The organism is Stenotrophomonas sp. HMSC10F06 (assembly GCF_001807865.1).
Classification (GTDB): domain Bacteria; phylum Pseudomonadota; class Gammaproteobacteria; order Xanthomonadales; family Xanthomonadaceae; genus Stenotrophomonas; species Stenotrophomonas bentonitica_A.
This window is the reverse complement of record NZ_KV791291.1, coordinates 6807-30756: the sequence shown is the minus strand read 5'-3', so window position 1 is coordinate 30756 and position 23950 is coordinate 6807. Positions and strand designations below refer to the sequence as shown.

20 protein-coding genes are annotated in these 23950 nt (G+C 66.9%); 10 read left to right on the top strand and 10 right to left on the bottom strand.

Annotation, left to right across the window (positions count from 1 at the left end):
• A complete protein-coding gene (locus HMPREF3113_RS12130; RefSeq protein ID WP_070472853.1) occupies positions 1-2175 on the top strand; it encodes an ATP-binding protein in 2175 nt (724 codons plus the stop codon).
• A 65-nt stretch (positions 2176-2240) separates the two neighbouring features.
• Here the strand turns inward: HMPREF3113_RS12130 and HMPREF3113_RS12125 are convergent, their stop codons facing one another.
• The 5 genes from HMPREF3113_RS12125 to acnA form a co-directional block, all read right to left on the bottom strand.
• Positions 2241-3110, bottom strand: coding sequence for a crotonase/enoyl-CoA hydratase family protein (locus HMPREF3113_RS12125; protein WP_070472850.1), 870 nt, complete (start codon positions 3108-3110; stop codon positions 2241-2243).
• Positions 3111-3268: 158 nt separating this feature from the next.
• Positions 3269-4945 (bottom strand): long-chain fatty acid--CoA ligase, encoded by a 1677-nt coding sequence (locus HMPREF3113_RS12120; RefSeq protein ID WP_046273435.1) that lies wholly within the window; start codon positions 4943-4945, stop codon positions 3269-3271.
• Positions 4946-5144: 199 nt separating this feature from the next.
• Positions 5145-5810, bottom strand: a complete 666-nt coding sequence (locus HMPREF3113_RS12115) for an ATPase (RefSeq protein WP_070472847.1) — start codon at positions 5808-5810, stop codon at positions 5145-5147.
• On the bottom strand, positions 5810-6181 hold the full coding sequence (locus HMPREF3113_RS12110) for a type II toxin-antitoxin system prevent-host-death family antitoxin (RefSeq protein WP_070427301.1): 372 nt from the start codon (positions 6179-6181) through the stop codon (positions 5810-5812). The genes HMPREF3113_RS12115 and HMPREF3113_RS12110 overlap by 1 nt, the downstream gene beginning before the upstream one ends.
• Before the next feature lie 236 nt (positions 6182-6417).
• Complete coding sequence (gene acnA / locus HMPREF3113_RS12105) at positions 6418-9174, bottom strand: aconitate hydratase AcnA (RefSeq protein ID WP_070472844.1); 2757 nt, start codon at positions 9172-9174, stop codon at positions 6418-6420.
• Positions 9175-9459: 285 nt separating this feature from the next.
• Here acnA and HMPREF3113_RS12100 point away from each other — a divergent pair, with 285 nt between their 5' ends.
• The 3 genes from HMPREF3113_RS12100 to acnB are packed head-to-tail and all read left to right on the top strand — an operon-like array spanning position 9460 to position 12725.
• The gene (locus tag HMPREF3113_RS12100; RefSeq protein WP_019182937.1) at positions 9460-9684 is read left to right on the top strand and encodes an AbrB/MazE/SpoVT family DNA-binding domain-containing protein; all 225 of its coding nucleotides are present in this window, start codon (positions 9460-9462) and stop codon (positions 9682-9684) included.
• A 7-nt stretch (positions 9685-9691) separates the two neighbouring features.
• Complete coding sequence (locus HMPREF3113_RS12095) at positions 9692-10090, top strand: type II toxin-antitoxin system VapC family toxin (RefSeq protein ID WP_019182936.1); 399 nt, start codon at positions 9692-9694, stop codon at positions 10088-10090.
• A gap of 49 nt (positions 10091-10139) precedes the next feature.
• Entirely contained in the window at positions 10140-12725 is a 2586-nt protein-coding gene (acnB, locus tag HMPREF3113_RS12090) for a bifunctional aconitate hydratase 2/2-methylisocitrate dehydratase (RefSeq protein WP_019182935.1), read from the top strand.
• A gap of 104 nt (positions 12726-12829) precedes the next feature.
• Here acnB and HMPREF3113_RS12085 read toward each other — a convergent pair whose 3' ends face one another.
• Entirely contained in the window at positions 12830-14083 is a 1254-nt protein-coding gene (locus HMPREF3113_RS12085) for a LysR family transcriptional regulator (RefSeq protein ID WP_019182934.1), read from the bottom strand.
• Between the two features lie 101 nt (positions 14084-14184).
• Here HMPREF3113_RS12085 and HMPREF3113_RS12080 point away from each other — a divergent pair, with 101 nt between their 5' ends.
• From HMPREF3113_RS12080 to HMPREF3113_RS12055, 6 genes are all read left to right on the top strand, one after another.
• Complete coding sequence (locus HMPREF3113_RS12080) at positions 14185-14856, top strand: 4-carboxy-4-hydroxy-2-oxoadipate aldolase/oxaloacetate decarboxylase (RefSeq protein WP_070472842.1); 672 nt, start codon at positions 14185-14187, stop codon at positions 14854-14856.
• Positions 14849-15904: a 4-oxalomesaconate tautomerase gene (locus HMPREF3113_RS12075; protein WP_070472839.1), complete on the top strand. Its 1056-nt coding sequence runs from the start codon at positions 14849-14851 to the stop codon at positions 15902-15904. The genes HMPREF3113_RS12080 and HMPREF3113_RS12075 overlap by 8 nt, the downstream gene beginning before the upstream one ends.
• 42 nt (positions 15905-15946) lie before the next feature.
• Positions 15947-17260 carry a C4-dicarboxylate transporter DctA gene (dctA, locus tag HMPREF3113_RS12070; protein WP_070472836.1) on the top strand — a complete coding sequence of 438 codons (1314 nt, stop codon included), beginning with the start codon at positions 15947-15949 and terminating at the stop codon, positions 17258-17260.
• 76 nt (positions 17261-17336) lie between these two features.
• Positions 17337-18632: a carbohydrate porin gene (locus tag HMPREF3113_RS12065; protein WP_070472832.1), complete on the top strand. Its 1296-nt coding sequence runs from the start codon at positions 17337-17339 to the stop codon at positions 18630-18632.
• Positions 18633-18655: 23 nt separating this feature from the next.
• Complete coding sequence (locus tag HMPREF3113_RS12060; protein WP_019182929.1) at positions 18656-19678, top strand: amidohydrolase family protein; 1023 nt, start codon at positions 18656-18658, stop codon at positions 19676-19678.
• Position 19679: 1 nt separating this feature from the next.
• The gene (locus HMPREF3113_RS12055; RefSeq protein WP_070472829.1) at positions 19680-20567 is read left to right on the top strand and encodes an amidohydrolase family protein; all 888 of its coding nucleotides are present in this window, start codon (positions 19680-19682) and stop codon (positions 20565-20567) included.
• Positions 20568-20590: 23 nt separating this feature from the next.
• On the opposite strand, the gene HMPREF3113_RS12050 is transcribed toward HMPREF3113_RS12055, so the two are convergent.
• The 4 genes from HMPREF3113_RS12050 to HMPREF3113_RS18990 all read right to left on the bottom strand — a co-directional run.
• Entirely contained in the window at positions 20591-21661 is a 1071-nt protein-coding gene (locus HMPREF3113_RS12050; protein WP_070472826.1) for a protein-glutamate methylesterase/protein-glutamine glutaminase, read from the bottom strand.
• Positions 21658-22254, bottom strand: a complete 597-nt coding sequence (gene cheD, locus HMPREF3113_RS12045) for a chemoreceptor glutamine deamidase CheD (RefSeq protein WP_019182926.1) — start codon at positions 22252-22254, stop codon at positions 21658-21660. Before cheD ends, HMPREF3113_RS12050 begins: the two co-directional genes overlap by 4 nt.
• Positions 22251-23111 carry a CheR family methyltransferase gene (locus tag HMPREF3113_RS12040; protein WP_019182925.1) on the bottom strand — a complete coding sequence of 287 codons (861 nt, stop codon included), beginning with the start codon at positions 23109-23111 and terminating at the stop codon, positions 22251-22253. Before HMPREF3113_RS12040 ends, cheD begins: the two co-directional genes overlap by 4 nt.
• A 53-nt stretch (positions 23112-23164) precedes the next feature.
• Positions 23165-23950: methyl-accepting chemotaxis protein (locus HMPREF3113_RS18990; RefSeq protein WP_254665288.1), on the bottom strand; the 786-nt coding region annotated here is incomplete at its 5' end.

Below are 23950 nucleotides of genomic sequence, written 5' to 3'. Positions count from 1 at the left end.
ATGCGTCGTCTGTACCCGCGCCTGAAGCACCGCCTGGCGCAGCGCCCGGATACCGAACACGGCCAGGCGATCGTGCGCATCGTGCTGATCACCCTGATCCTGCTGTATGTGCTCATGCCGGGGCCGCGTCACGACCTGCCCCCGGCGCAGTACCACGGGGTGCTGGCGATCGTGCTGACCGGCCTGACCCTCTCGCTGGGGCTGTTCGGCTGGCTGCTGTGGCGGCCGGGGCGCTCGGACCCGCGCCGCGTGGCCGGCATGCTCGCCGATTACGGGCTGATCGCCGCCGGCATGGTGCAGATGGGCGAGCCACTGGCCTGGGTCTACATCGTGGTGATGTGGGTGACGGTCGGCAACGGCATGCGCTACGGCAACAACTATCTGTACGTCGCGGTGGCGATGGCGATGGTCAGCTTCGGCAGCACCGCACTGCTGACCCCGTACTGGCATCAGAACGCGCGGCTGGCATTCGGCCTGTGGCTGGGCCTGGCGGCAGTGCCGCTGTATTTCTCCACGCTGCTGCGCCAGCTCACCCGTGCGATGGCCGAGGCACGCCGCGCGAGCGAGGCCAAGAGCCGTTTCCTGGCCAACATGAGCCACGAGTTCCGCACGCCGCTCAACGGCCTGTCGGGCATGACCGAGCTGCTGGCCACCACCAAGCTCGACGACGAGCAGCGCGAGTGTGTGAACACCATCCAGGCGTCCTCGCGCAGCCTGCTGGCGCTGGTGGAGGAAGTGCTCGATATCTCCGCGATCGAAGCGGGCAAGCTGCGCGTGACCGCCGAGGACTTCGCGCTGGCCGATGTGATCCAGGCCATCGGGTTGATCCTGCTGCCGCAGGCCAAGGCCAAGCGGCTGGATTACCGGGTCAAGGTGGCCGATACCGTGCCGCCGCTGCTGCGCGGTGACCTGGGCCACCTGCGGCAGATCCTGCTCAACATCGCCGGCAACGCGGTCAAGTTCACCGACCACGGCCGTGTCGAAATCCGCGTGGCCGTGCTCGATGCCGAATCCAACGGCGGAGTGCGCCTGCGGTTCGACATCCTCGATACCGGCATCGGTGTCGCCCCGGAGATGCGCCCGCGCCTGTTCGAAGCGTTCGAGCAGGCCGACGTCAGCATGGCGCGCCGCCACGAAGGCACCGGCCTGGGCACGACCATCGCCAAGGGCCTGGTCGAGGCGATGGGCGGGGACATCGGCTACGAAGAGAACCCGCCGCAGGGCAGCCATTTCTGGTTCGAGCTGCCGTTCGCGCCGCCGCGCGTGCCGCTGGGCACGGTCACCCCGGCGCTGGTCGGCGACGGGCTGCCGGACCGCAACGGCAATGTCATTGCGTTCGCCGACCCGTTCCTGCGCCACCGCGCGCGCGTGCGCAGCATGCACATCCTGGTCGCTGACGATCACGAGGCCAACCGGATGGTGCTGCAGCGCCTGCTGCAGAAAGCCGGCCACAAGGTGCTGTGCGTCAACGGCGGTGAAGCGGTGCTCGATGCGATGGCCGAGAGTGATTTCGATGCGGCCATCGTGGATCTGCACATGCCCGGCATGAGCGGCCTGGACATGCTCAAGGAACTGCGCGTGATGCAGGCCGGTGGCGGTCCGCGCACACCGGTGCTGGTGCTCAGCGCCGACGTCACGCCCGAGGCCATCCAACGCTGCACGCAGGCCGGCGCGCATACGTTCCTGGCCAAGCCCGTGGTCGCGGTGCGGCTGCTGGATGTGCTTGCCGATATCGCCTCCAACGGCCAGCTCAAGGCCAGCGCACCGATCGTGCGTACCGCTACCGCGCTGGATGGTGTACTGGACCCGGGCGTGCTCGACGAGCTGGCCTCGCTCGGCATGGGCGACGGTTTCGAACGCGAGTTCATCCGCCAATGCCTGGCCGATGCCGACCAGTGCATCGGCGTGGCGCTGGCCGACGGCGAGCGCAGCGACTGGGTCCATTTCCGCGAGCAGGCGCACGCAATCAAGGGCGTGGCCAGCAATCTGGGCCTGGTCCGCGTTGCCAACCGTGCGGGAGATCTGATGCGCATGGCCGACTGGCAGCTCAAGAGTGAATGGCGGCAGCGCGTGACCCTGCTGCAGGCGGGCATCAAGGAAGGCCGGCAGGCGCTGGATGCGCGTGCGCAGCGCAAGGCGCAGGGGCAGGCCGACGACGGCGGCGACATGCGCTGAGTGGGGCTGCAATAAAAAAAAGCCCGGCGGCAGCCGGGCTTGAACAACACAGGGGAGGGGATGGCTCAGGCGACGTCGAGGGTGGCGCGGCGGGTCTGGGCCTTGATCAGGCGGTCCATGGTGCGCAGCGACTTGTCGCCCAGCGCAAGGGCGGAGTCCACCCAGACCTTGGTGATTTCCAGCAGTTCGTCATAGCGCACGGCCTGGGCCAGGTTGCGCGCGGCGTTCATCGCCAGATACGAATGCGGAATGCGCTGGTGCTGGCGGATCAGATCTTCCACGGCCTTGACGCCCTGGCCCTTGGGCACCAGCACATCGACCACGCCCATGGCATGCATCTCTTCAGAGGAATACACGCGGCCGTCGAGGATGATCTTCTCGGCCAGCTGGGGGGCCACGCGCTTGCACAGGAAGGAATAGGCGCCCATGCCCGGGAACAGCCCGAACAGCACTTCCGGCAGGCCCATGCCGCAGCCTTCCTCGGCCACGATGGTGTGGCAGGCCAGCGCCATCTCCAGGCCGCCGCCGAGGGCATCGCCCTGGATCAGCGCGATCGAGCGCACGTCGCCACCGAAGCCGGTGTGCAGGTGGTGCACGCCTTCCACGCAACGCTGCGCATAGGTCAGCAGGCGGTCGCGGTTGCCCTCGCGGATCAGGCGGGTGAACAGGTCCAGATCGCCGCCCAGGTTGTAGGCATTGGCATCGGAGGCGAGCACGAAATGGCGCAGCTTGCCGCTGTTGCGCTCGGCCGGGCTGCGGGTGATCGCGCTCATGAAGTTCCACATTTCATCGAGCATGTCCTTGCGGCAGCACGGGCGGATGCCGCTGGCGGCATCGGCATGCATGAACAGCCAATGGGCATCGTCGTTGCCGGTGGTTTCCGTGCTGATGGTGGCGTAGCGGTGGTTGACGGGCAGCTTTTCAATGGTGCTCATGGCGATTTCCTCGGAGGCTGGCCCGCTGGGAGGACGGTGGGCGGCGGGCCTGACGGGTCCACACGCCGCGATCCTACACCCCCGGCATCTCACGCAATGCAAAAGGCCCCCGCCGTTGCCGGCAGGGGCCCTGTGAAGATGCAGCCGTTGGGGAACCGTTACGGCGCAGGGGTATCGCGCAGTTCGCGGCGCAGGATCTTGCCGACGTTGGTCTTGGGCAGTTCCTTGCGGAACTCCACGATCCGCGGGTGCTTGTAGCCGGTCAGGTTCGCGCGTGCATGTTCCTTGACCATCTCGGCGGTGAGGTTGGGGTCCTTCTTGACGATGACCACCTTGACCACTTCACCGGACTTCTCATCGGGCACGCCCACCGCCGCGACTTCGAGCACGCCGGGCATCATCGCGATGACGTCTTCGACCTCATTGGGGTACACGTTGAAGCCGGACACCAGGATCATGTCCTTCTTGCGGTCCACGATGTAGAAGAAGCCCTGCTCATCCATCCGTGCCATGTCGCCGGTGTGCAGCCAGCCCTCGGCGTCCACCGCCTGCGCGGTATCTTCCGGGCGCTGCCAGTAGCCCTTCATGACCTGCGGTCCCTTGATGCACAGCTCGCCGACTTCGCCGACGGCCAGCGTCTTGCCGGCGTCATCCTTGACGCAGGCATCGGTGGACGGGATCGGCAGGCCGATCGCACCGTTGTACTCGGCCAGGTCGAGCGGGTTGATGCAGGCGGCCGGCGAGGTCTCGGTCAGGCCGTAGGCCTCGACCAGGGTGACGCCGGTGACCTTCTTCCAACGCTCGGCGACGGCGCGCTGCACCGCCATGCCGCCGCCCAGGGTGACCTTCAGCGAGGAGAAATCGACCTCGTCGAAGCCGGGGGTGTTGAGCAGGCCGTTGAACAGCGTGTTGACGCCGGTGATCGCGGTGAAGCGGGTCGCCTTGAGCTCCTTGACGAAGCCCTTCATGTCGCGCGGGTTGGTGATCAGGTAGTTGCAGCCACCGAACTTCATGAAGACCAGCCCGTTCGCCGTCAACGCGAAGATGTGGTACAGCGGCAGGGCGGTGATGATCACCTCCTTGCCCATCTCGATCCCCGAGGCGGAGATCCAGGCCGAGGCCTGCTGCATGTTGGCGACCAGGTTGCGGTTGGTCAGCATCGCGCCCTTGGCCACGCCGGTGGTGCCGCCGGTGTACTGCAGGAAGGCGACATCGTCGTGGTCGATCTCGACCTTGGGCAGGGTGTGGCGGCTGCCCAGCTTGAGCGCCTGGTTGAAGCGGATCGCGCCGCGCAGGCTGTAGTTGGGCACCATCTTCTTGATGTACTTCAGGACGAAGTTCACCACGATGCCCTTGGCGCCGAGCATGTCGCCCAGGCCGGTGGTCACCACCTGCTTGATCGGGGTGTCGGCAATGACCTGCTGCACGGTGTCGCAGAAGTTGTCCACGACCACCAGCACGGCCGCGCCGGAATCCACCAGCTGGTGCTTGAGCTCGCGGGCGGTGTACAGCGGGTTGACGTTGACCACGGTCAGGCCGGCACGCAGCACGCCGAACGTGGCGATCGGGTACTGCAGGCAATTGGGCATCATCAGGGCAACGCGGTCGCCCTTCTTGAGCTGCAGCTCACCCAGCAGATAGGCGGCGAACTGTTCGACCAGTGCGTCCGTTTCCCCGTAGGTCAGGACCTTGCCGAAACTGGAGTAGGCGGGGCGGTCGCGGAACTTGGCCACCGAAGTGTCGAAGACGGCCGAGACCGAATGGAACTCGTTGACGTCGATCTCGGCGGGTACGCCTTTGGGATAGCTCTGCAGCCAGGGTCGTTCCAGACTCATATTCCCCCTCCAGGAAACGTGGATGATGTAAAGCGATGACGGAGAGTATCCGTCGTTTCATGCCTCGGCAGCATACCGTCCCGAATGGAAAACGCGAAGGGCCGGTGAACAACGGCGGCAGCGGGGCGGCGGGGCAGGGTGGCGCCGGCGATAAATGACGTTTGCAGCCGCATGTGTTCGCTCATCCGTCCATCCCTGCTCATCGCGGTGGCTCGTCAGCGCAGGTGTCGTGGCACTGCAGTGCAGCTTCCAGCACCGGCACGGCCCAGTCGGGTGTCTGCCGCAGTTGGGCGACGTCATCGGCCGCAGGCCAGGTCAAACGGCCACCGTCCATCTGCAGCACAAGCTGTGGATCGGCAACCGGTTGGCCAGGACCGGCCTCTACACTGTTGTCGTACACCTGCAGCTGTGCAAGCGCTGGCAGCAGGGCGATCAGGTTCTGCAGCGCCAACGGGTAGCGGCGGTGGATGTCCGCATCGCTGATCGGGTGGCCACCGGCCGCAACGCGTGCGCGCACCCGTGCGATGTGCTGCTGGGGCGAGGCCAGGCCGCAGTACCAGACCAGTACGTCATGCGTGGCGCAGGCCTCGGCCAGGGTCGCGGCGATCGACTGCCCGCCCAGGGTGGTTTCGAAGGCGTGGTTGCGGCGTTCGGCGATGGCAGAGCGCAGCCGGCTGAAGCCTTCCGTCCACGCCCGGCCATTGGCCTCGCGCTGATTCATGCCGAATTCGCGGCACAGCTGGCGGGCCCAGTCGTCGGGATTGAACCAGTCCAGACCCGCTTGGCGGAGCAGATGACCCCCAATGGAGCTCTTGCCTGCGCCGTTGACCCCTGCCAGCACGAACAGGAAGGGCCGTGCAGGCATCAGTAACCGCTGCCTGCGGCCACCTTGCCCTTGAGGCGTGCCGGCTTGCGCAGCAGCGCGCGCGCCTTGTTGGCGGCCGCGGCGCTGTCCAGCACGGCAAGGCGATCATCGAAGCGCTGACGGAGCTGCTGCAGGGCCGGGGCCTGTTCGCGCAGGGACGCGAGGTCCCGCTGCAACGACACGACCTCGGCCTGCATGGCCTGGTACTGCTGGGCGGACAGAATGACGGCCTGCGGCTCGTTGTGATTGGTGACCAGTACGGCCTGCTGTTCGCGGACGTCCTGCATCACCTTGCGCCAGTGCTCCTTCACCGTCGAGGCGGTCGTGCGGGTCAGCTCGGTGATCGGGTCGAACTTGAGCGCGTGCAGCATGGCGGCGGCTCCCTGGCGGATGGCGCCCAGTGTAGCCCGATCCGTACGAATTGTGAGAAATATGGGATTTATGAAATTTATGAAAATGAGGACTGGTGGCTGCGCCGGCTATCCCTCGTCCGCCCTGCGGCGCAGGGTGCGGCGGGAACGCCAAACAGCAGCAAGGGGGCGTGTGCCCCCTTGCTGTCGTGCGATCCCTCTACCGGAGAGGGCGTAATTGGCGCCGTGCCAGGCGCTTACTTCTTTCCGGCCAGCTGACGCAGCACGTACTGCAGCAGGCCGCCGTGCTTGAAGTACTCCACTTCCTTCGGGGTCAGAAGCATCACATGGGCCTCGAAGGTCTTCTTCGTGCCATCGGCCTTGGTCGCGGTGAGGGTGGCCGTCTTGCTGGCACCATCCTCCAGGCCGGTGATGTCGATCACTTCCGAACCGTCCAGGCCCAGGCTCTGCGCGTTGTCGCCGTTCTTGAACTGCAGCGGCAGCACGCCCATGCCGACCAGGTTGGAGCGGTGGATGCGCTCGAAGCTCTCGGCGATGACCGCCTTGACGCCCAGCAGGTTGGTGCCCTTGGCCGCCCAGTCGCGCGAGGAGCCGGTGCCGTATTCCTTGCCGGCGAAGACGACCAGCGGGACGCCCTCGGCCTTGTACTTGACCGCCGCATCGTAGATCGCCAGCTTCTGCGGCTCGCCGCCATCCTTCGGGAAGTACAGGGTGTTGCCGCCTTCTTCGCCGCCGAACATCAGGTTCTTGATGCGGATGTTGGCGAAGGTGCCGCGCACCATGACGTCATCGTTGCCGCGGCGGCTGCCGTAGCTGTTGAAGTCGGCCGGCTGCACGCCGCGCTCCTGCAGGAAGCGGCCCGCCGGGGAATCCTTCTTGATGTTGCCGGCCGGGGAGATGTGATCGGTGGTGATCGAATCGCCGAACAGGCCCATCACCCGCGCCCCGTGCACGTCGTCGATGTGGCCGACGTCCATGGTCATGCCTTCGAAGTAGGGCGGGTTCTTGATGTAGGTCGAGCTGCCGTCCCACTCATACAGATCGCCATCGGGCGACTTGATGGTGTTCCAGCGGGTGTCGCCCTTGAACACGTCGGCATAGTTCTTCTTGAACATCTCCGGCCCGATGGTCGCGGCAATCACATCGCCGATTTCCTTGTTGCTCGGCCAGATATCGCGCAGGTACACCGGCTGCCCATCGCTGCCCGTGCCCAGCGGCTCGGTGGTCAGGTCGATGTCGGTGGTGCCGGCGATGGCGTAGGCGACGACCAGCGGCGGGCTGGCCAGGTAGTTCATTTTGACTTCCGGGTGCACGCGGCCTTCGAAGTTGCGGTTGCCCGACAGCACCGAGGACACCACCAGGTCACCGGCGGCAATGCCGGCACTGACTTCGGTCGGCAGGGGGCCGGAGTTGCCGATGCAGGTGGTACAGCCGTAGCCGACCACGTAGAAGCCGACCTTCTCCAGCTCGGTCAGCACACCGGCTTTTTCCAGGTAATCGGTGACCACGCGCGAGCCTGGGCCGAGCGAGGTCTTGACCCACGGCTTGCGGTCCAGGCCCTTGGCCGCCGCGTTGCGGGCGAGCAGGCCGGCACCGATCATCACCGCCGGGTTGGAGGTGTTGGTGCACGAGGTGATCGCGGCGATGACCACCGCGCCATCCTTCAGCCGGAATTTCTGGCCATCCAGTTCGACATCGCTGTAACCCTTGGCCAGCTGTTCGTTGCCGACCGCCGCGCCGCCACCTTCGTTGACGAACTTGGCGACATCATCGTTGCGCTTGTCGCGGTTGGTGGTCAGGCCGACGAGGTTCTCGCGGTAGTTCTGCTTGACGTCTTCCAGCAGCACGCGGTCCTGCGGGCGCTTCGGGCCAGCCAGCGACGGCTTGACCTGGCCCATGTCCAGTTCCAGCGTGGCGCTGTAGCTGGCGTGCGCGGTGTTGGCGTCATGCCACAGGCCCTGGGCCTTGGCATAGGCTTCCACCAGCGCGATCTGCTCCTCGCTGCGGCCGGACAGGCGCAGGTAGGTCAGTGATTCTTCATCGATCGGGAAGATGCCGCAGGTGGCGCCGTACTCCGGGGCCATGTTGCCGATCGTGGCACGGTCGGCCAGCGGCAGGTGCTGCAGGCCTTCGCCGAAGAACTCCACGAACTTGCCGACCACGCCGTGCTTGCGCAGCATCTGGGTGACGGTCAGCACCAGATCGGTGGCGGTGGCGCCTTCGGGCATGCGGCCGGTCAGCTTGAAGCCGACCACCTGCGGGATAAGCATCGACGACGGCTGGCCCAGCATCGCCGCTTCCGCTTCGATGCCGCCCACGCCCCAGCCGAGCACGCCGATGCCATTGATCATGGTGGTGTGGCTGTCGGTGCCGAACACGGTGTCCGGATACGCAACCGCCTTGCCATCCTTCTGCGCGGTCATCACCACGCGGGCCAGGTTTTCCAGGTTCACCTGGTGGACGATGCCGGTGTTGGGCGGCACCACCTTGAAATTGTCGAACGCCTTCTGGCCCCAGCGCAGGAAGCCGTAGCGTTCCTGGTTGCGCTGGAATTCGATCTTGCCGTTGAGGTCCAGCGCATCGGGTGTACCGAACACATCGACCTGCACCGAGTGATCGATCACCAGCTCGGAGGGGATCTGCGGGTTGATCTGCTCCGGGCGTCCGCCGAGCTTGACCACGGCATCACGCATCGCGGCCAGATCGACCACGCAGGGCACACCGGTGAAATCCTGCAGGACCACGCGCGCGGGCATGAACGCGATCTCGATGTCCGGTTCGGCCTTGGGATTCCACTGGGCGACGGCCTGGATGTGGTCCTTGCCGACGGTCACGCCGCCATCCTCGTGCCGGAGCAGGTTCTCCAGCAGGATCTTCATCGAGTAGGGCAGGTGGGAGATGTCGAACGTCTGTCCGAGCTTGGGCAGGCTGAAGTAGTCGTAGGTGGTGCCGCCGACGTCCAGCTGGCTGCGGGTGGAGAACGAATCGCTCATTGCAGATGACTCCTCTTGCGGATGGCTTGCGTTGGCCCGCCCGAGGCAGACCTGCTTGCGTTCGCCGCTGACCGGTGGGGCCCGCGATCGTCCTGAGTATGAACGATTCAGGGCAGTGACCACCTGCGGCAGTTGGTCTCAGGCTACATGGAGATATGTATCCCTCATGTCACGGATGAGACAGATCCTTTCTGTGCCAAGGGTCCTGGCGGCCAGATCAGTACTCCAGTGGAAGTATGCCCCCGGAAGTATGTATAATTTGTGCATACTTTGGAGGGCGTACCGATGGAAGCTACCGTTGCAGAACGCGGGCAGATCACCTTGCCCAAGGCGGTCCGTGATGCGCTTGGCCTGACCAAGGGCACCCAGCTGAAGGTGGAGCTCGAGGGCAGCCGCATCATCCTGCGCAAGAGCGTGGACGATGCGATCTCCCGTGCCCGCGGCAAGTTCGCGCTGGATGGTTTCGATTCGGCCGAAGCGGCTGTGCGCGCGGTCCGCGACGAGGAATGAGCGCGTGATGATCGCCGTCGATTCACCGGTGCTGATCGAGCTGCTCAGCAATGGCCCGCAGGCCGACGCGGTCGAAGCGGGCCTGCGCCAGAGCCTGGTCGGCGGGCGCGTGGTGATCTGCGGGGTGACCCTCGCCGAGATCTGCGCGTCGCTGCGCGGCGGCGCCGAAGTGCAGGAGGCGCTGGAGGAAATGGGCGTCCATTTCAGTCCGCTGGAGGCCAAATCCGCATTGCGCGCCGGTGAGATGCACCGCCGGCACCGGCAGCGGGGCGCCAAGCCACGCGGGCTGGACGAATTCATGGTCGGGTCGCATGCACTCCTGCAGTGCGATGGCCTGATCACCTGGAACGACACGTTTTACCGCGACTACTTCAAGGGCCTGAAGCTGATCGTGCCGCACGCCTGAGCCCATACTTTTAAACCGCATTCTTTCAAAGAATCACCCGGGAGTTGTCATGTTGGAAGCCTACCGCCACCACGTAGCCGAGCGCGCCGCGCTTGGCATCCCGCCGCTGCCGCTGAGCGCCCAGCAGACGGCCGACGTCATCGAGCTGCTGAAGAACCCGCCGGCGGGCGAAGCCGAGTTCCTGCTGGAACTGCTGACCCACCGCGTGCCGGCCGGCGTGGATGACGCCGCCAAGGTCAAAGCCTCGTACCTGGCCGCGATCGCGCTGGGCAGCGAAGTCAATCCGCTGATCACGCGCGAGCGCGCCACCGAACTGCTGGGCACCATGCTCGGTGGTTACAACGTCGCCCCGCTGGTGCAGCTGCTGGACGACGCCACCGTCGGCGCGATCGCCGCCGATGCGCTGAAGAACACCCTGCTGGTGTTCGATGCCTTCCACGATGTGCAGGAAAAGGCCAAGGCCGGCAACGCGAACGCCCAGGGCGTGCTGCAGAGCTGGGCCGATGCGGAGTGGTTCACCAGCCGCCCGCAGGTGCCCGAGAGCCTGACCATCACCGTGCTCAAGGTGACCGGCGAAACCAACACCGATGACCTGTCGCCGGCCCCGGACGCCACCACCCGCCCGGACATCCCGCTGCACGCCCTGGCGATGCTGAAGAACAAGCGTGATGGCATCGAGCCGGAAGAAGACGGCAAGCGCGGCCCGGTCAAGTTCATCGAATCGCTGAAGGACAAGGGCCACCTGGTCGCCTACGTGGGCGACGTGGTCGGTACCGGTTCGAGCCGCAAGTCGGCCACCAACTCGGTGCTGTGGTTCACCGGCGAAGATATTCCGTTCATTCCGAACAAGCGCTTCGGCGGTGTGTGCCTGGGTTCGAAGATCGCCCCGATCTTCTACAACACGATGGAAGACGCCGGCGCGCTGCCGATCGAACTCGACGTGTCGCAGATGAACATGGGCGATGTGATCGAGCTGCGCCCGTACGACGGCAAGGCGCTGAAGGACGGCGCGGTGATCGCCGAGTTCAAGGTCAAGTCCGACGTGCTGTTCGACGAAGTGCGCGCCGGTGGCCGCATTCCGCTGATCATCGGCCGTGGCCTGACCGCCAAGGCGCGCGAAGCGTTGGGCCTGGCTCCGACCGATCTGTTCCGCCTGCCGATGGACCCGCCGGATACCGGCAAGGGCTTCTCGCTGGCGCAGAAGATGGTTGGCCGCGCCTGTGGCCTGCCGGAAGGCCAGGGCATGCGCCCGGGCACCTACTGCGAACCGAAGATGACCTCGGTGGGCTCGCAGGACACCACCGGCCCGATGACCCGCGACGAGCTGAAGGACCTGGCCTGCCTGGGCTTCTCGGCCGACCTGGTGATGCAGTCGTTCTGCCACACCGCCGCGTACCCGAAGCCGGTGGACGTCAAGACCCACCACACTCTGCCGGAGTTCATCTCCACCCGTGGCGGCATCTCGCTGCGTCCGGGCGATGGCGTGATCCACAGCTGGCTCAACCGCATGCTGCTGCCCGACACCGTCGGCACCGGCGGCGACTCGCACACCCGTTTCCCGGTGGGCATTTCGTTCCCGGCCGGCTCGGGCCTGGTCGCCTTCGCGGCCGCCACCGGCGTGATGCCGCTGGACATGCCCGAATCGGTGCTGGTCCGCTTCAAGGGCACGATGCAGCCGGGCGTGACCCTGCGTGACCTGGTCAACGCGATCCCGCTGTACGCGATCAAGTCCGGCCTGCTGACCGTGGCCAAGGCCGGCAAGAAGAACATCTTCTCCGGTCGCATCCTGGAAATCGAGGGTCTGCCGGATCTGAAGGTCGAGCAGGCGTTCGAACTCTCCGATGCCTCGGCCGAGCGTTCGGCGGCCGGTTGCTCGGTGCACCTGAACAAGGAGCCGATCATCGAGTACCTCACCAGCAACATCACGCTGCTGAAGTGGATGATTGCCGAGGGTTACCAGGACGCCCGTTCGCTGGCGCGCCGCATCGAGAAGATGGAAGCCTGGCTGGCCAACCCGGAGCTGCTGGAGCCGGATGCCGACGCCGAGTACGCCGCCGTCATCGAGATCGACCTGGCCGACATCCACGAGCCGATCGTGGCCTGCCCGAACGATCCGGACGACGTCAAGACGCTGTCCGACGTCGCCGGTGCGGCGATCGACGAGGTGTTCATCGGGTCGTGCATGACCAACATCGGTCACTTCCGTGCGGCGGCCAAGCTGCTGGAAGGCAAGCGCGACATCCCGACCAAGCTGTGGGTCGCCCCGCCGACCAAGATGGATGCTTCGGAGCTGACCAAGGAAGGGCATTACGGCACCTTCGGCACCGCCGGTGCCCGCATGGAAATGCCGGGCTGCTCGCTGTGCATGGGCAACCAGGCGCAGGTGCGTGAGGGCGCGACGGTGTTCTCCACCTCGACCCGCAACTTCCCGAACCGCCTGGGCCGCAACTCCAACGTGTACCTGGGTTCGGCCGAGCTGGCCGCGATCTGCTCGCGCCTGGGTCGCATCCCGACCAAGGAAGAGTACATGGCCGACATCGGCGTGCTGGATGCCAGCAGCAAGGACATCTACCGCTACATGAACTTCGACCAGATCGAGGACTATCAGGACGTGGCCGGTACGGTTGCTGCCTGATCCGATGCCGGGCGCTGCCCGGCTTCGGTAACCCATCGGTCACTGGCCGATGGATGAAACACGAAAACACCCGGCGCGAGCCGGGTGTTTTTTCATGTGCACGATCAGGTCGCCGGAAACCGGAACGGCCAGGCGTCGTCGGTCACCTCGTTGCGCTCGGCGCAGACTTGGCGGAAGGTTTCCACGAACGCCTGCTGCAGTCGGGTGGGGTGCCAATCGGCGCGGGTGGTGAGGCCGATGCGGCGGCGCAGGTCATCGCCGGCCCGGCCTACCTCGCAGAGCAGGCCGGCGCGGCGTTCGAACACGAACTGATCGCGCGACATCAAGGTGAGCCAATCATCTTCGAGCAGCAGGCCGCGCGTGATCAGCACCGAACCACACTCGATGCGCAGCCGCGGCGGTTCGTGGCCGTGCTGCCGGAACATGTGTTCCCAGCGCGCCCGCACCGGTGCGCCGGTCGCGGCGATCACCCACGGGTAGTCCAGCAGCCGGGCAAAGCCGAAGCCCTTGGTCGCGGCCAGGGGATGACCGCTGCGCGCGACAATGACCGGGTCGTCGTCGAACAGCCCTTCCTGGGCGATGTCGCGCACCGGCAGCCTGTCGCGCATCGCGCCGATCAACAGGTCCAGGCTGCCCTCGCGCAGATCGCCCAGCAGTTCGGCGTAGGGGCCTTCGATCACGTTCACGGTGGCGCCCGGATAGGCCCGCGCGAAGCGTGCCAGTACCTGGGGCAGCAGGATCGCCCGCGCGAGCGGCATGACCCCCAGCGAAACCCGGCCGCCCTGCTGCGAGCGCAGCGAGGCGAGCTCATCGATGCCGGCGCCGAGTTCGGACAGGGCCAGCCGGACCAGGCGCAGCATGCGCGTCGCCGCCGGAGTGGGCTGCACGGTCTTGCCTCGGCGCACGGTCAGCGGTGTTTCGATCACCTCGGACAACTCGTGCACCGCACGGTAGATCGCGGGCTGCGACACGCCCGCGCGACTGGCAGCCAGGGTGAAGCTGCCGGCCGTATCCACCGCCGCCAGGGCGCGCAGCTGGCCCAGGGTGACGCGGCGTTCGACAGCCGGCATCGCCGGCAGCCGCTGCGCGCGACGGGCCACGCGGACACCGTGCGTGATGTAGTCCAGCGCGCGTTCGATGCGGGGGACCAGCAGGTCGGCCGCCTCGGTGGGCGACATGCCACCGGGCTGCCGGTCGAAGAGCGGCGCGTCCAACTGTTTCTCCAGCCGCGCGATGGCCTGGGTCAGGGCCGGCTGGGACAGGTTCACGTGCGGAGCGGCGGCGCTGATGCCGCCGTGGTGGTAGACGGCGGCAAGGGCGTGCAGATGCTTGAGGTTCAGATCCAGAGGGCTGCTCATGCATCAACTATAACCAAACCCAATGGCTGTTTCGAAAAACGATCTTGAGGGGGCAGGCCGGGCAACGACAGACTGCGTCATCGTCAACGAAGGATGGATGGATGTCCCGGGTAGTTTCTTCTATCGAACGCGCTGCTCCGGCGGCGATCCAGGTGCTGGCAGAGGCCGGTGTCGCCACCGCGCACGAAGCGCAGGGCCGCAGCGGCCTGCTGCATCCACGGCTGCGCCCGATCTACAGCGGCGTCCGCATCGCCGGCAGCGCGGTCACTGTATCGGTGCCGCCGGGCGACAACTGGATGATGCACGTGGCGATCGAACAGCTGCGCGAGGGCGATGTACTGGTGGTCGCGCCCACCAGTGATTGCACGGACGGCTACTTCGGCGATCTGCTGGCGACCTCGGCCCAGGTGCGCGGCTGCCGCGGGCTGGTGATCGACGCCGGCGTGCGCGACGTGCGTGACCTCACCGCGATGGGCTTTCCGGTCTGGAGCCGCGCGGTCCACGCACAGGGTACGGTCAAGGAAACGCTGGGTTCGGTGAATGTGCCGGTGGCCTGCGGCGGGGCGCTGGTCCAGCCGGGCGACGTGGTGATCGCAGACGATGACGGCGTCTGCATCGTGCCGCGTGCCGATGCAGACCGGGTAGCCGCCGACGCACGGGCGCGCGAGGCGCGCGAGGCCGACAAGCGCGAACGCCTGGCCAAGGGCGAGCTCGGCCTGGACATCTACCAGATGCGTGAGCGCCTGGCGGCCAAGGGCCTGCGCTATGAGTAAGGGCGTGCGCGCGATGTGGATGCGCGGTGGCACCTCCAAGGGCGGGCTCTTCCTCGCGTCGGAGCTGCCCGCCGCGCCGGCCGCGCGTGATGCCTTCCTGCTGCGTGCGTTCGGTTCGCCCGATCCGCGCCAGATCGATGGCATGGGCGGCGGCGATCCGTTGACCTCCAAGGTCGCCGTCGTGGCGCCTTCCAGTCGCGCCGATGCCGACGTGGAGTACCTGTTCCTGCAGGTCTTCGTGGACCAGGCCGTGGTGAGCGATGCGCAGAACTGCGGCAACATGCTGGCCGCGGTCGGCCCGTTCGCGATCGAGCGCGGGCTGGTTGCCGCCACCACGGATCAGACCGAGGTGCGCATCTTCATGTGCAACACCGGTACGCTCGCCGTGGCCAGCGTACAGACGCCGCAGGGCAAGGTGGCCTACGACGGTGAGGCGCGCATCGATGGTGTCCCTGGCAGCGCCGCGCCGGTGCCGCTGGCGTTCGCCGATGTTGCCGGCTCCAGCTGTGGTGCCCTGCTGCCGACCGGCCAGGCCGTGGATGTCATCGACGGCGTGCAGGTGACGCTGATCGACAACGGCATGCCGTGCGTGGTGCTGCGTGCCGGCGATGTCGGGATCAGCGGGCATGAGGACCGCGCCACGCTGGATGCGGACGAGGCGCTCAAGGCACGGTTGGAGGCCATCCGCCTGCAGGCCGGCCCGCTGATGCGGCTCGGCGACGTCCGTGCCCAGTCGGTGCCCAAGATCATGCTGGTGGCCGCGCCGCGCGCGGGCGGGGCGATCAGCGTCCGTTCCTTCATTCCGCACCGCTGCCACTCCTCCATCGGCGTGCTCGGCGCAGTGACGGTCGCCACCGCCTGCCTGCTGCCGGACTCACCCGCGCACGCCCTGGCGGTGCTGCCCGGCGGCCTGCACCAGACGCTGGAGATCGAACATCCCAGCGGCAGCACCGCGGCCGTGCTTGATCTGGATACGGCCGGGCAGGTGTCCCGCGCCGCCGTACTGCGCACTGCGCGGAAGCTCTTCGACGGCGTGCTGTTCGACTGAATACGTACGACGTCCTTATTCTTGTGACCTGGGAGGGTTGATATGACCGTTGTAGAGAAGCGGCCGAGCCGCTTCGGCATTGTTGGCCAGCTCTGGTTCCAGGTGCTGGCCGGTACGCTGATCGGTGTGTTGTTGGGGTGGCTGCAGCCAGACATCGGCTCGGCGATGAAACCCTTCGGCGACGCCTTCATCAAGCTGATCCGGATGATGATCGGTCCGATCATCTTCGTCACGGTGGTGCATGGCATCGCCGGCATGCGCGACATGCGCAGCGTGGGCCGCCTGGCCTTGAAGTCGCTGATCTACTTCGAAGTCATCACCATCCTGGCGCTGATCGTGGGCCTGGTCGTGGTCGATGTCTGGAAGCCCGGCGCCGGCATGAACATCGACCCGGCCACGATCGACATGGCCAGCATCCAGGGCTACGTGCACAGTGCGCACGACCAGTCGATCGTGTCCTACATCATGGCGATCATCCCCAATACGCTGGTCAGCGCCTTCACCGAAGCGCATGTGCTGCAGGTGCTGTTCGTGGCGGTGCTGTTCGGCGTGGCGCTGGCCTCGATCGGCGAGCGCGGCGCGCCGGTGATGAAGGTGATCGAGTCGACCTCGAGCGCGCTGTTCAAGATCATCGGCTACATCATGTACTTCGCCCCGATCGGTGCATTTGGTGCGATCGCCTTCACTGTCGGCCAGTTCGGCGCGGGTTCGCTGCTGTCGCTAGGCGAGCTGATCATCGAGTTCTTCGTGGTCTGCGGGCTGTTCACCGTGCTGGTGCTGGGCAGCGTGTGCTGGTGGACCGGCGCCAGCCTGTGGCGGCTGCTGGGCTATCTGCGCGATGAGATCGTGATCGTCGCGGCGACCACCTCCACCGAAACGGTGCTGCCGCGCCTGATCGAGAAGATGAAGAAGCTGGGCTGCGAGGAAGGCGTGGTCGGTTTCGTGATCCCCGCCGGTTACTCGTTCAACCTGGATGGCACCTGCCTGTACCTGACCACCGTGGCGCTGTTCCTGGCCCAGGCGACCAACACCGAACTGACCGTGTGGCACCAGCTGGGCCTGATCGCGGTGCTGCTGCTGACCTCCAAAGGGGCGGCTGGCGTGGCCGGTGCGGCATTCGTGGTGCTCGCGGCGACGCTGGGCACGACCGGCACCATTCCGGTGGCGAGCATCGCGTTGATCCTGGGCATCCACCGGATCCTGGCCGAGGGGCTGACCTTCGTGAACCTGATCGGCAATGCGATCGCGGTGCTGGTCATCGCCAAGTGGGAAGGCAAGCTGGATGAGAAGGTGCTGGCCGAGCAGATCGGCACCCGCCGCCTGCGCCGCCGCGTGCTGACCGCCGCCACGGTCTGATCCTCCCGCCGCGGCGCTGCCGCGGCCTCCCGACATCCATCCGTTGCGCGGCTCCGGCCGCGCACAGGAGGCGCTTGTGTCCCGTTTCTCCCGCAACACTCTTTCACTGCTGGTGGCTGCCAGCCTGGCGGCGCCGGCGTTCGCCGCGTCCTCTGCAACCCAGGGCGGTCTGCCTGATGGCGTCGATCTCACGCTGGACCTGGTCGGCAACGTCGCCTCCAATCCGGTCGGCGGTGTCGAGCAGGGCACCGAAGGCTCGTACTGGGTGATGGCCCAGTCCAAGCTGGATCTGGACACGCTGTGGGGTATCCACAACACCGAGGTCGACGCGCAGTGGGCCTGGTTCGCCGGCCGCAACCTGGCACGCGAGAAGATCGGCAATTCGATCAGTGCCCAGCAGACCTGGCGGCCGGTGGCCGGCGGGCGCCTGACCCGCCTGACCCTGCGCCACCGCTTCGACAACGGCCTGAGCATCATCGCCGGGCGCGCCCCGGTGAACAGCTACTTCAACAGCTCCGCGCTCAACTGCGTGTTCATGAGCAACGCGATGTGCCTGACCCCGTATGGGGCGATCACCGACCTGGGCATCACCGCCTACCCGAACGCGTCCTGGGCCGGGATCGTGCGCTACGACGTGAACGAGCGCTGGTATGCGCAGGCTGGCGCGTTCGACGACAACAACGAGTTGAACAAGGCTGGCAAGAACGGCCTGGACTTTTCGGTGGGCGAGGGCACCGGCACCATCACCGCCTATGAAGTGGGTTACCAGACCAGCTTCGCCAATGACCGCCTGCCACGGACCTACCGGCTGGGCATGTACCGCAACAGCGATGGGGGCAAGAGCTCCTACTACGACGCCGACGGCAACTCCGCGGCGCTGACCGGCAGACCGACCGCCGTGCAGGACGGTGCGCGGGCGGGCGGGTATGCGATGGCCGACCAGACCGTCTGGCGTGGCGAAGGCAAGCGCAACCTCGCACTGTTCGCACGGGCATACGTGAACACGGGCAACGAAGCACCGATCGATACCTTCTTCTCGGCCGGCTTCGTCAAGACCGGTACCTTCGCCGGCCGCGAGCAGGACACGCTGGCGATGTTCGTCTCCAACACCCATTTCAGCGATGAACAGATCGACTTCCTGCGCGACCGGCGCACCCGAAACGGCGGTAGCGGGGCTCCTCATGCGGACGAAATCATCGCCGAACTCAGCTATGGCTGGGCCGTGCACAAGGGGATCCGCGTGATGCCCAACCTGCAGTACGTCATCAACCCCGACCCCATCTACGCGCCGACCCGCACCACCGACATCCCCGATGCGCTGATCGTCGGGCTGCGCGTGGACATCCACTTCGCCCAGCTGTTCGGCTGGTGATTCCTCCGCCACGAGGCCCTTGCATGATCATCGACTGCCACGGTCACTACACGACCGCCCCCGCCAGCCACGACGCCTTCCGCAAACAGCAGATCGCGCACTACAACGATCCCTCGCTGCCTGTGCCGGTCTATCCGGACATCAGCGATGCGGAACTGCGCCAGAGCGTGGAGGGCAACCAGCTGCGCCTGCTGCGCGAGCGCGGTGCGGACATGACCATCTTTTCCCCCCGCGCCAGCACGATGGCCCACCACATCGGCGATGAACGGGTCAGCGCCGAGTGGACCCGCCGCTGCAACGACCTGATCGCCCGCGTGGTGGCGCTCTATCCGGAAACCTTCATCGGCGTGTGCCAGCTGCCGCAGTCGCCTGGCGTACCGATCGCCCACTCCATTGCCGAGCTGGAGCGCTGCGTCAACGAACTGGGCTTCGTCGGCTGCAACCTCAACCCCGACCCGTCCGGCGGACACTGGACCGGCCTGCCGCTGACCGACCGCGCCTGGTATCCGTTCTTCGAGAAAATGGTGGAACTGGACGTGCCGGCGATGGTGCACGTCTCGGGCAGCTGCAATGCCAACTTCCATGCCACCGGCGCGCACTACCTCAATGCCGATACCACGGCGTTCATGCAGTTCCTGCAGGGCGACCTGTTCCGTGACTTCCCCGACCTGCGCTTCATCATCCCGCATGGCGGCGGCGCGGTGCCCTACCACTGGGGGCGCTTCCGCGGGCTGGCCGACATGCTGGGCAAGCCGCCGCTGAACGAGCACGTCATGAAGAACGTGTTCTTCGATACCTGCGTCTATCATCAGCCGGGCATCGATCTGCTGTTCAAGGTCATCGACATCGACAACATCCTGTTCGGCTCGGAAATGGTGGGCGCGGTGCGGGGCATTGATCCGGAGACCGGGCAGTTCTTCGACGACACGCTGCGCTACGTGAACGCGCTGGGCCTGTCCGAAGGCGACCGTTACAAGGTTTGCGAAGGCAACGCGCGGCGCGTCTACCCGCGCCTGGATGCACAGCTGAAGGCAAGGGGTCTGTGAGATGACGACGTTCGTGAAAGACGCTGACTGGCTGGATTTCTGCCCGGACCCGAGCGTGCCCGGTTTCGTGCCGCCGCCCGGGGCGGTGGATGCGCATTGCCACGTGTTCGGCCCGGGCGACCGGTTTCCGTATGCCCCCGAGCGCAAGTACACCCCGTGCGATGCAGGCAAGGACCAGTTGTTCGCGCTGCGCGACCGGCTGGGTTTCGAGCGCAGCGTGATCGTCCAGGCCACCTGCCACGGCGCCGACAACAGCGCCCTGGTCGACGCCCTGCGCAGCGCGGAAGGCCGCGCCCGTGGCGTGGCGACCGTGCGTGACAGCGTGACCGATGCCGAGCTGCAAGCGCTGCACGAAGCTGGCGTGCGCGGGGTTCGCTTCAACTTCGTCAAGCGGCTGGTCGACCCCAAGCCGGATGCCTACTACCGCGCGATCATCGAGCGCATCGCGCCGCTGGGCTGGCACGTGGTTGTCTACTTCGAGGCGGCCGACCTGGCCGAACGCTGGGACTTTTTCACCTCGTTGCCGACCACCGTGGTGGTGGATCATATGGGGCGCCCGGACGTCACCCAACCCGTGGATGGCCCGGCGTTCCAGCAGTTCGTGCGGCTGATGGCCGAGCACCCGAATGTGTGGAGCAAGGTGAGCTGCCCGGAGCGTCTGTCACGGAGCGGCCCGCCGACCTACGACGACGTGGTGCCGTTCGCCCGGCATCTGGTGGAGCGCTTCCCCGATCGCGTGCTGTGGGGCACGGACTGGCCGCACCCGAACCTGAAATCGCATATGCCCGATGACGGCGCGCTGGTGGATGTCATTCCCCGGATCGCGCCGACCGCCGAGCTGCAGCGCAAGCTGCTGGTGGACAACCCGATGCGGTTGTACTGGGCATAGGGCCAGCGGGCGGTCCGCCGCAGTCAGCTGCGCGCCAACGCCATCAAGCGCTCGGCGATCCGCTCCAGCGGCACCATTTCCTCGGCCGCGCCGATCCTCACCGCGCTGCCGGGCATGCCCCAGACCACGCTGGTGGCCTCGTCCTGCACCAGGGTCGGGGCGCCGGCGTTGCGCAGGTCCAGCAGGCCGCGGGCGCCGTCGTCGCCCATGCCGGTCAGGATGGCGCCGATGGCGTTGGCCCCGGCACTTTCGGCCACCGAGCGGAACAGCACATCGACCGCCGGCTTGTGGCGGTTGATCGGGGGGCCATCGTCGATCCGGCAGCGCCAGCGGGCACCGTCGCGGATCACGCGCAGGTGCTTGCCACCAGGGGGCAGGTAGGCGTGGCCGGGCAGCACCGCTTCGCCGTCACTGGCCTCGCGCACCGACATCGCCGAATGGCGGTCCAGGCGCTCGGCGAAGGGCGTGCTGAACTGCGCCGGCAGATGCTGGGTCATCACCACCGCCGGGGCGTCTGCCGGCAGGCCCTCCAGCACCACGCGCAGGGCTTCGGTACCCCCGGCCGAGGCACCAATGGCGATCAGGCGGTCGGTGGTGCGGAACTGGATGGAGCGGGGCACGGCCACGGGCGCAACGGCATCAAGCGTGATGCGCGGCGGGTTCGGCCGCGACAGGGGCCGCACGCGCGAGCGCGCGGCCATCTTGACCTTGGCGATGATCTCCTCGGCGTAGCCCTGCAGGCCGCGGGCGACGTCGAGCTTGGGCTTGGAGACGAAGTCCACCGCGCCCAGCGCCAGCGCCTGCAGGGTGGTGTCGGCACCGCGCTCGGTCAGCGAGGAAATCATCACCACCGGCAGGGGGTGCAGGCGCATCAGGTTTTCCAGGAAGGCCAGCCCGTCCATGCGCGGCATTTCCACGTCCAGCGTGATCACATCCGGCGCCAGGCGCTTGATCTTCTCGCGCGCCAGCAGCGGATCGGCCGCGGTGCCGACCACCTCGATACCGGGATCGCTGGCGAGGATCTCGCTGAGCATCTGGCGCACGACCGCCGAGTCGTCGACGATCAGGACCTTGCAGGGCACACCGTGGCTCATTCGAACAGCTCCACGCCACCGGTGACGGGGGCTTTGGACAGGCGGGCGCGCACGGCCGATTCGGTCGCGGCCACTTCGGCTTCGTGGGCGTGCGGCAGTCGCTGCACCACCACGCGCCCGGTATCGGCGAAGAACCACACCTTGCGCGGGTGGATGCCGCACAGGTCCTCGGCGATGATCGGGATGTGCTCGGCCTGCAGGTACTGGCGGACGAACTCGGCGTTGCGGGTGCCGACCGGATTGCTGGTGAATCCCTTGAGCACGTTGGCACCGCCGAACACTTTGGCCTCCAGGCGCTTGCGGTGGGCGCCGCGCTTGAGCAGGTCGTTGATCAGCAGTTCCATGGCATAGCTGCCGTAGCGTGCAGGCGCGCCATCACCGACGTTGCCCTCGGGCAGCAGGAAGTGGTTCATCCCGCCGATCTTGAGCACCGGGTCGCGCAGGCAGGCGGCCACGCAGGAGCCCAGGGTGGTGGTCAACGCGGTGGCGTCGTCCACGGCCAGGTACTGGGTCGGCAGCAGCTTGGCTGCGGTGACCTGGAAGCGGCTGTCGAAGTACCGCATCACCTCGTCGTTGCGGATCGGCAGACTCATGCCGGCGCTCCCGGCGCGCGTTTGTACAGCGTGCGGCCACAGGGCTGGATCAGGTCGGCGGCGTGCAGGTAGTTCTCCGAGTGACCGGTGTAGAGCAGGCCGTCATCGCCCATGTGCTGGATGAGCCGCGAGAGGATGCCGCGCTGGGTGGGTTTGTCGAAGTAGATCATCACGTTGCGGCAGAACAGGGCATCGAACGGGCCGCCAACGTCGTAACGGGTGGCGAGCAGGTTGAGCGGGCGGTAGTCGATCAGGTCGCGCAGCGCGGGGTTGACCCGGCAGTGACCTTCGTTGGGACCGGTGCCGCGCTGGAAGTAGCGCTTGCGGATCGCCGGATCCAGCCCGGCGACGCGGTCGATCGCGTAGACGCCACGGCTGGCGGTGGCCAGCACCTGGGTGTCCACGTCGGTGGCCAGGATGCGCACCGGCGGCTTGAGCGTGCCGAAGGTCTCGCAGGCGGTGATCGCCATCGAGTAGGGCTCCTCACCGGTGGAGGCCGCGCACGACCACAGCTGCAGCGTGCCCTGGCCGGCGCGCAGGCGCAGTTCCTCGGCCAGCTTCTCGAAGTGGTGCGGCTCGCGGAAGAAGGCGGTCAGGTTGGTGGTGAGCGCATTGGTGAACGCCTGCCATTCGTCGCCGCCGTGGGCTTCAAGCTGGTCCAGGTACTCGCTGAAACTGCGCATGCCCAGCGCCCGCAGCCGGCGCGACAGCCGGCCGTAGACCATGTCGCGCTTGGCCGGCGCCAGCGAAATGCCGACCCGCTGGTAGATCAGTTCGCAGACGCGGCGGAAGTCGCGGTCGGCGAACTCGAATTCGCGAGCGTTCGGTGAAGCGGCGTTGGCGGGGGGCGTGGACACGGGCGGACTCGCAGGGGAAGGGGATGCGGCGACCGGGTGATCGCCGCGGGCACTCAGAACGCTTGCCAGTTGCCGTCATCGGCCGGCGTGCTGCGCGCGGGACGCATCGGCGTGGCGGCACGCGGGGCCGCCGGCGTTGGGCGGCTGGCGGGACGCACCGGCGGCATCCCGGCAACCGCGCGGGCGGTGACCGCGCTGACGGCCTGCGCGACCTGGTCGTCCAGGCGGAAGATGGCCACGGCATCGGCCAGCTGGGTGGCCTGTTCTTCCATCGCGCGGGCGGCAGCCGTGGCTTCTTCCACCAGGGCGGCGTTCTGCTGGGTGGTCTCGTCCATCTGCACCACGGTCTGGTTGACCTGGTCGATGCCGGCGGACTGCTCCTGCGAGGCCGCCGAAATCTCGGCCATGATGTCGGTCACGCGCTGCACCGAGGCGACGATCTCGCCCATGGTCGCGCCGGCCTGGTTGACCAGCTGCGAGCCTTCGGCGACCTTGCCGACCGATTCGTCGATCAGGCCCTTGATCTCCTTGGCCGCGCCCGCCGAGCGCTGGGCCAGGGTGCGCACTTCGGAGGCGACCACGGCAAAACCACGTCCCTGTTCCCCGGCACGTGCCGCCTCCACCGCGGCGTTCAGCGCCAGGATGTTGGTCTGGAAGGCGATGCCGTCGATGACCGAGATGATCTCGGCAATCTTCTTCGAGGAGGTCTGGATCGCGGCCATGGTGGTGACCACTTCGCCGACGACATGGCCCCCCTGGGTGGCGACGGTATGTGCGCCGATCGCGAGCTGGTTGGCCTGGCGCGCGTGCTCGGCGTTCTGGCGCACGGTGGAGGTGAG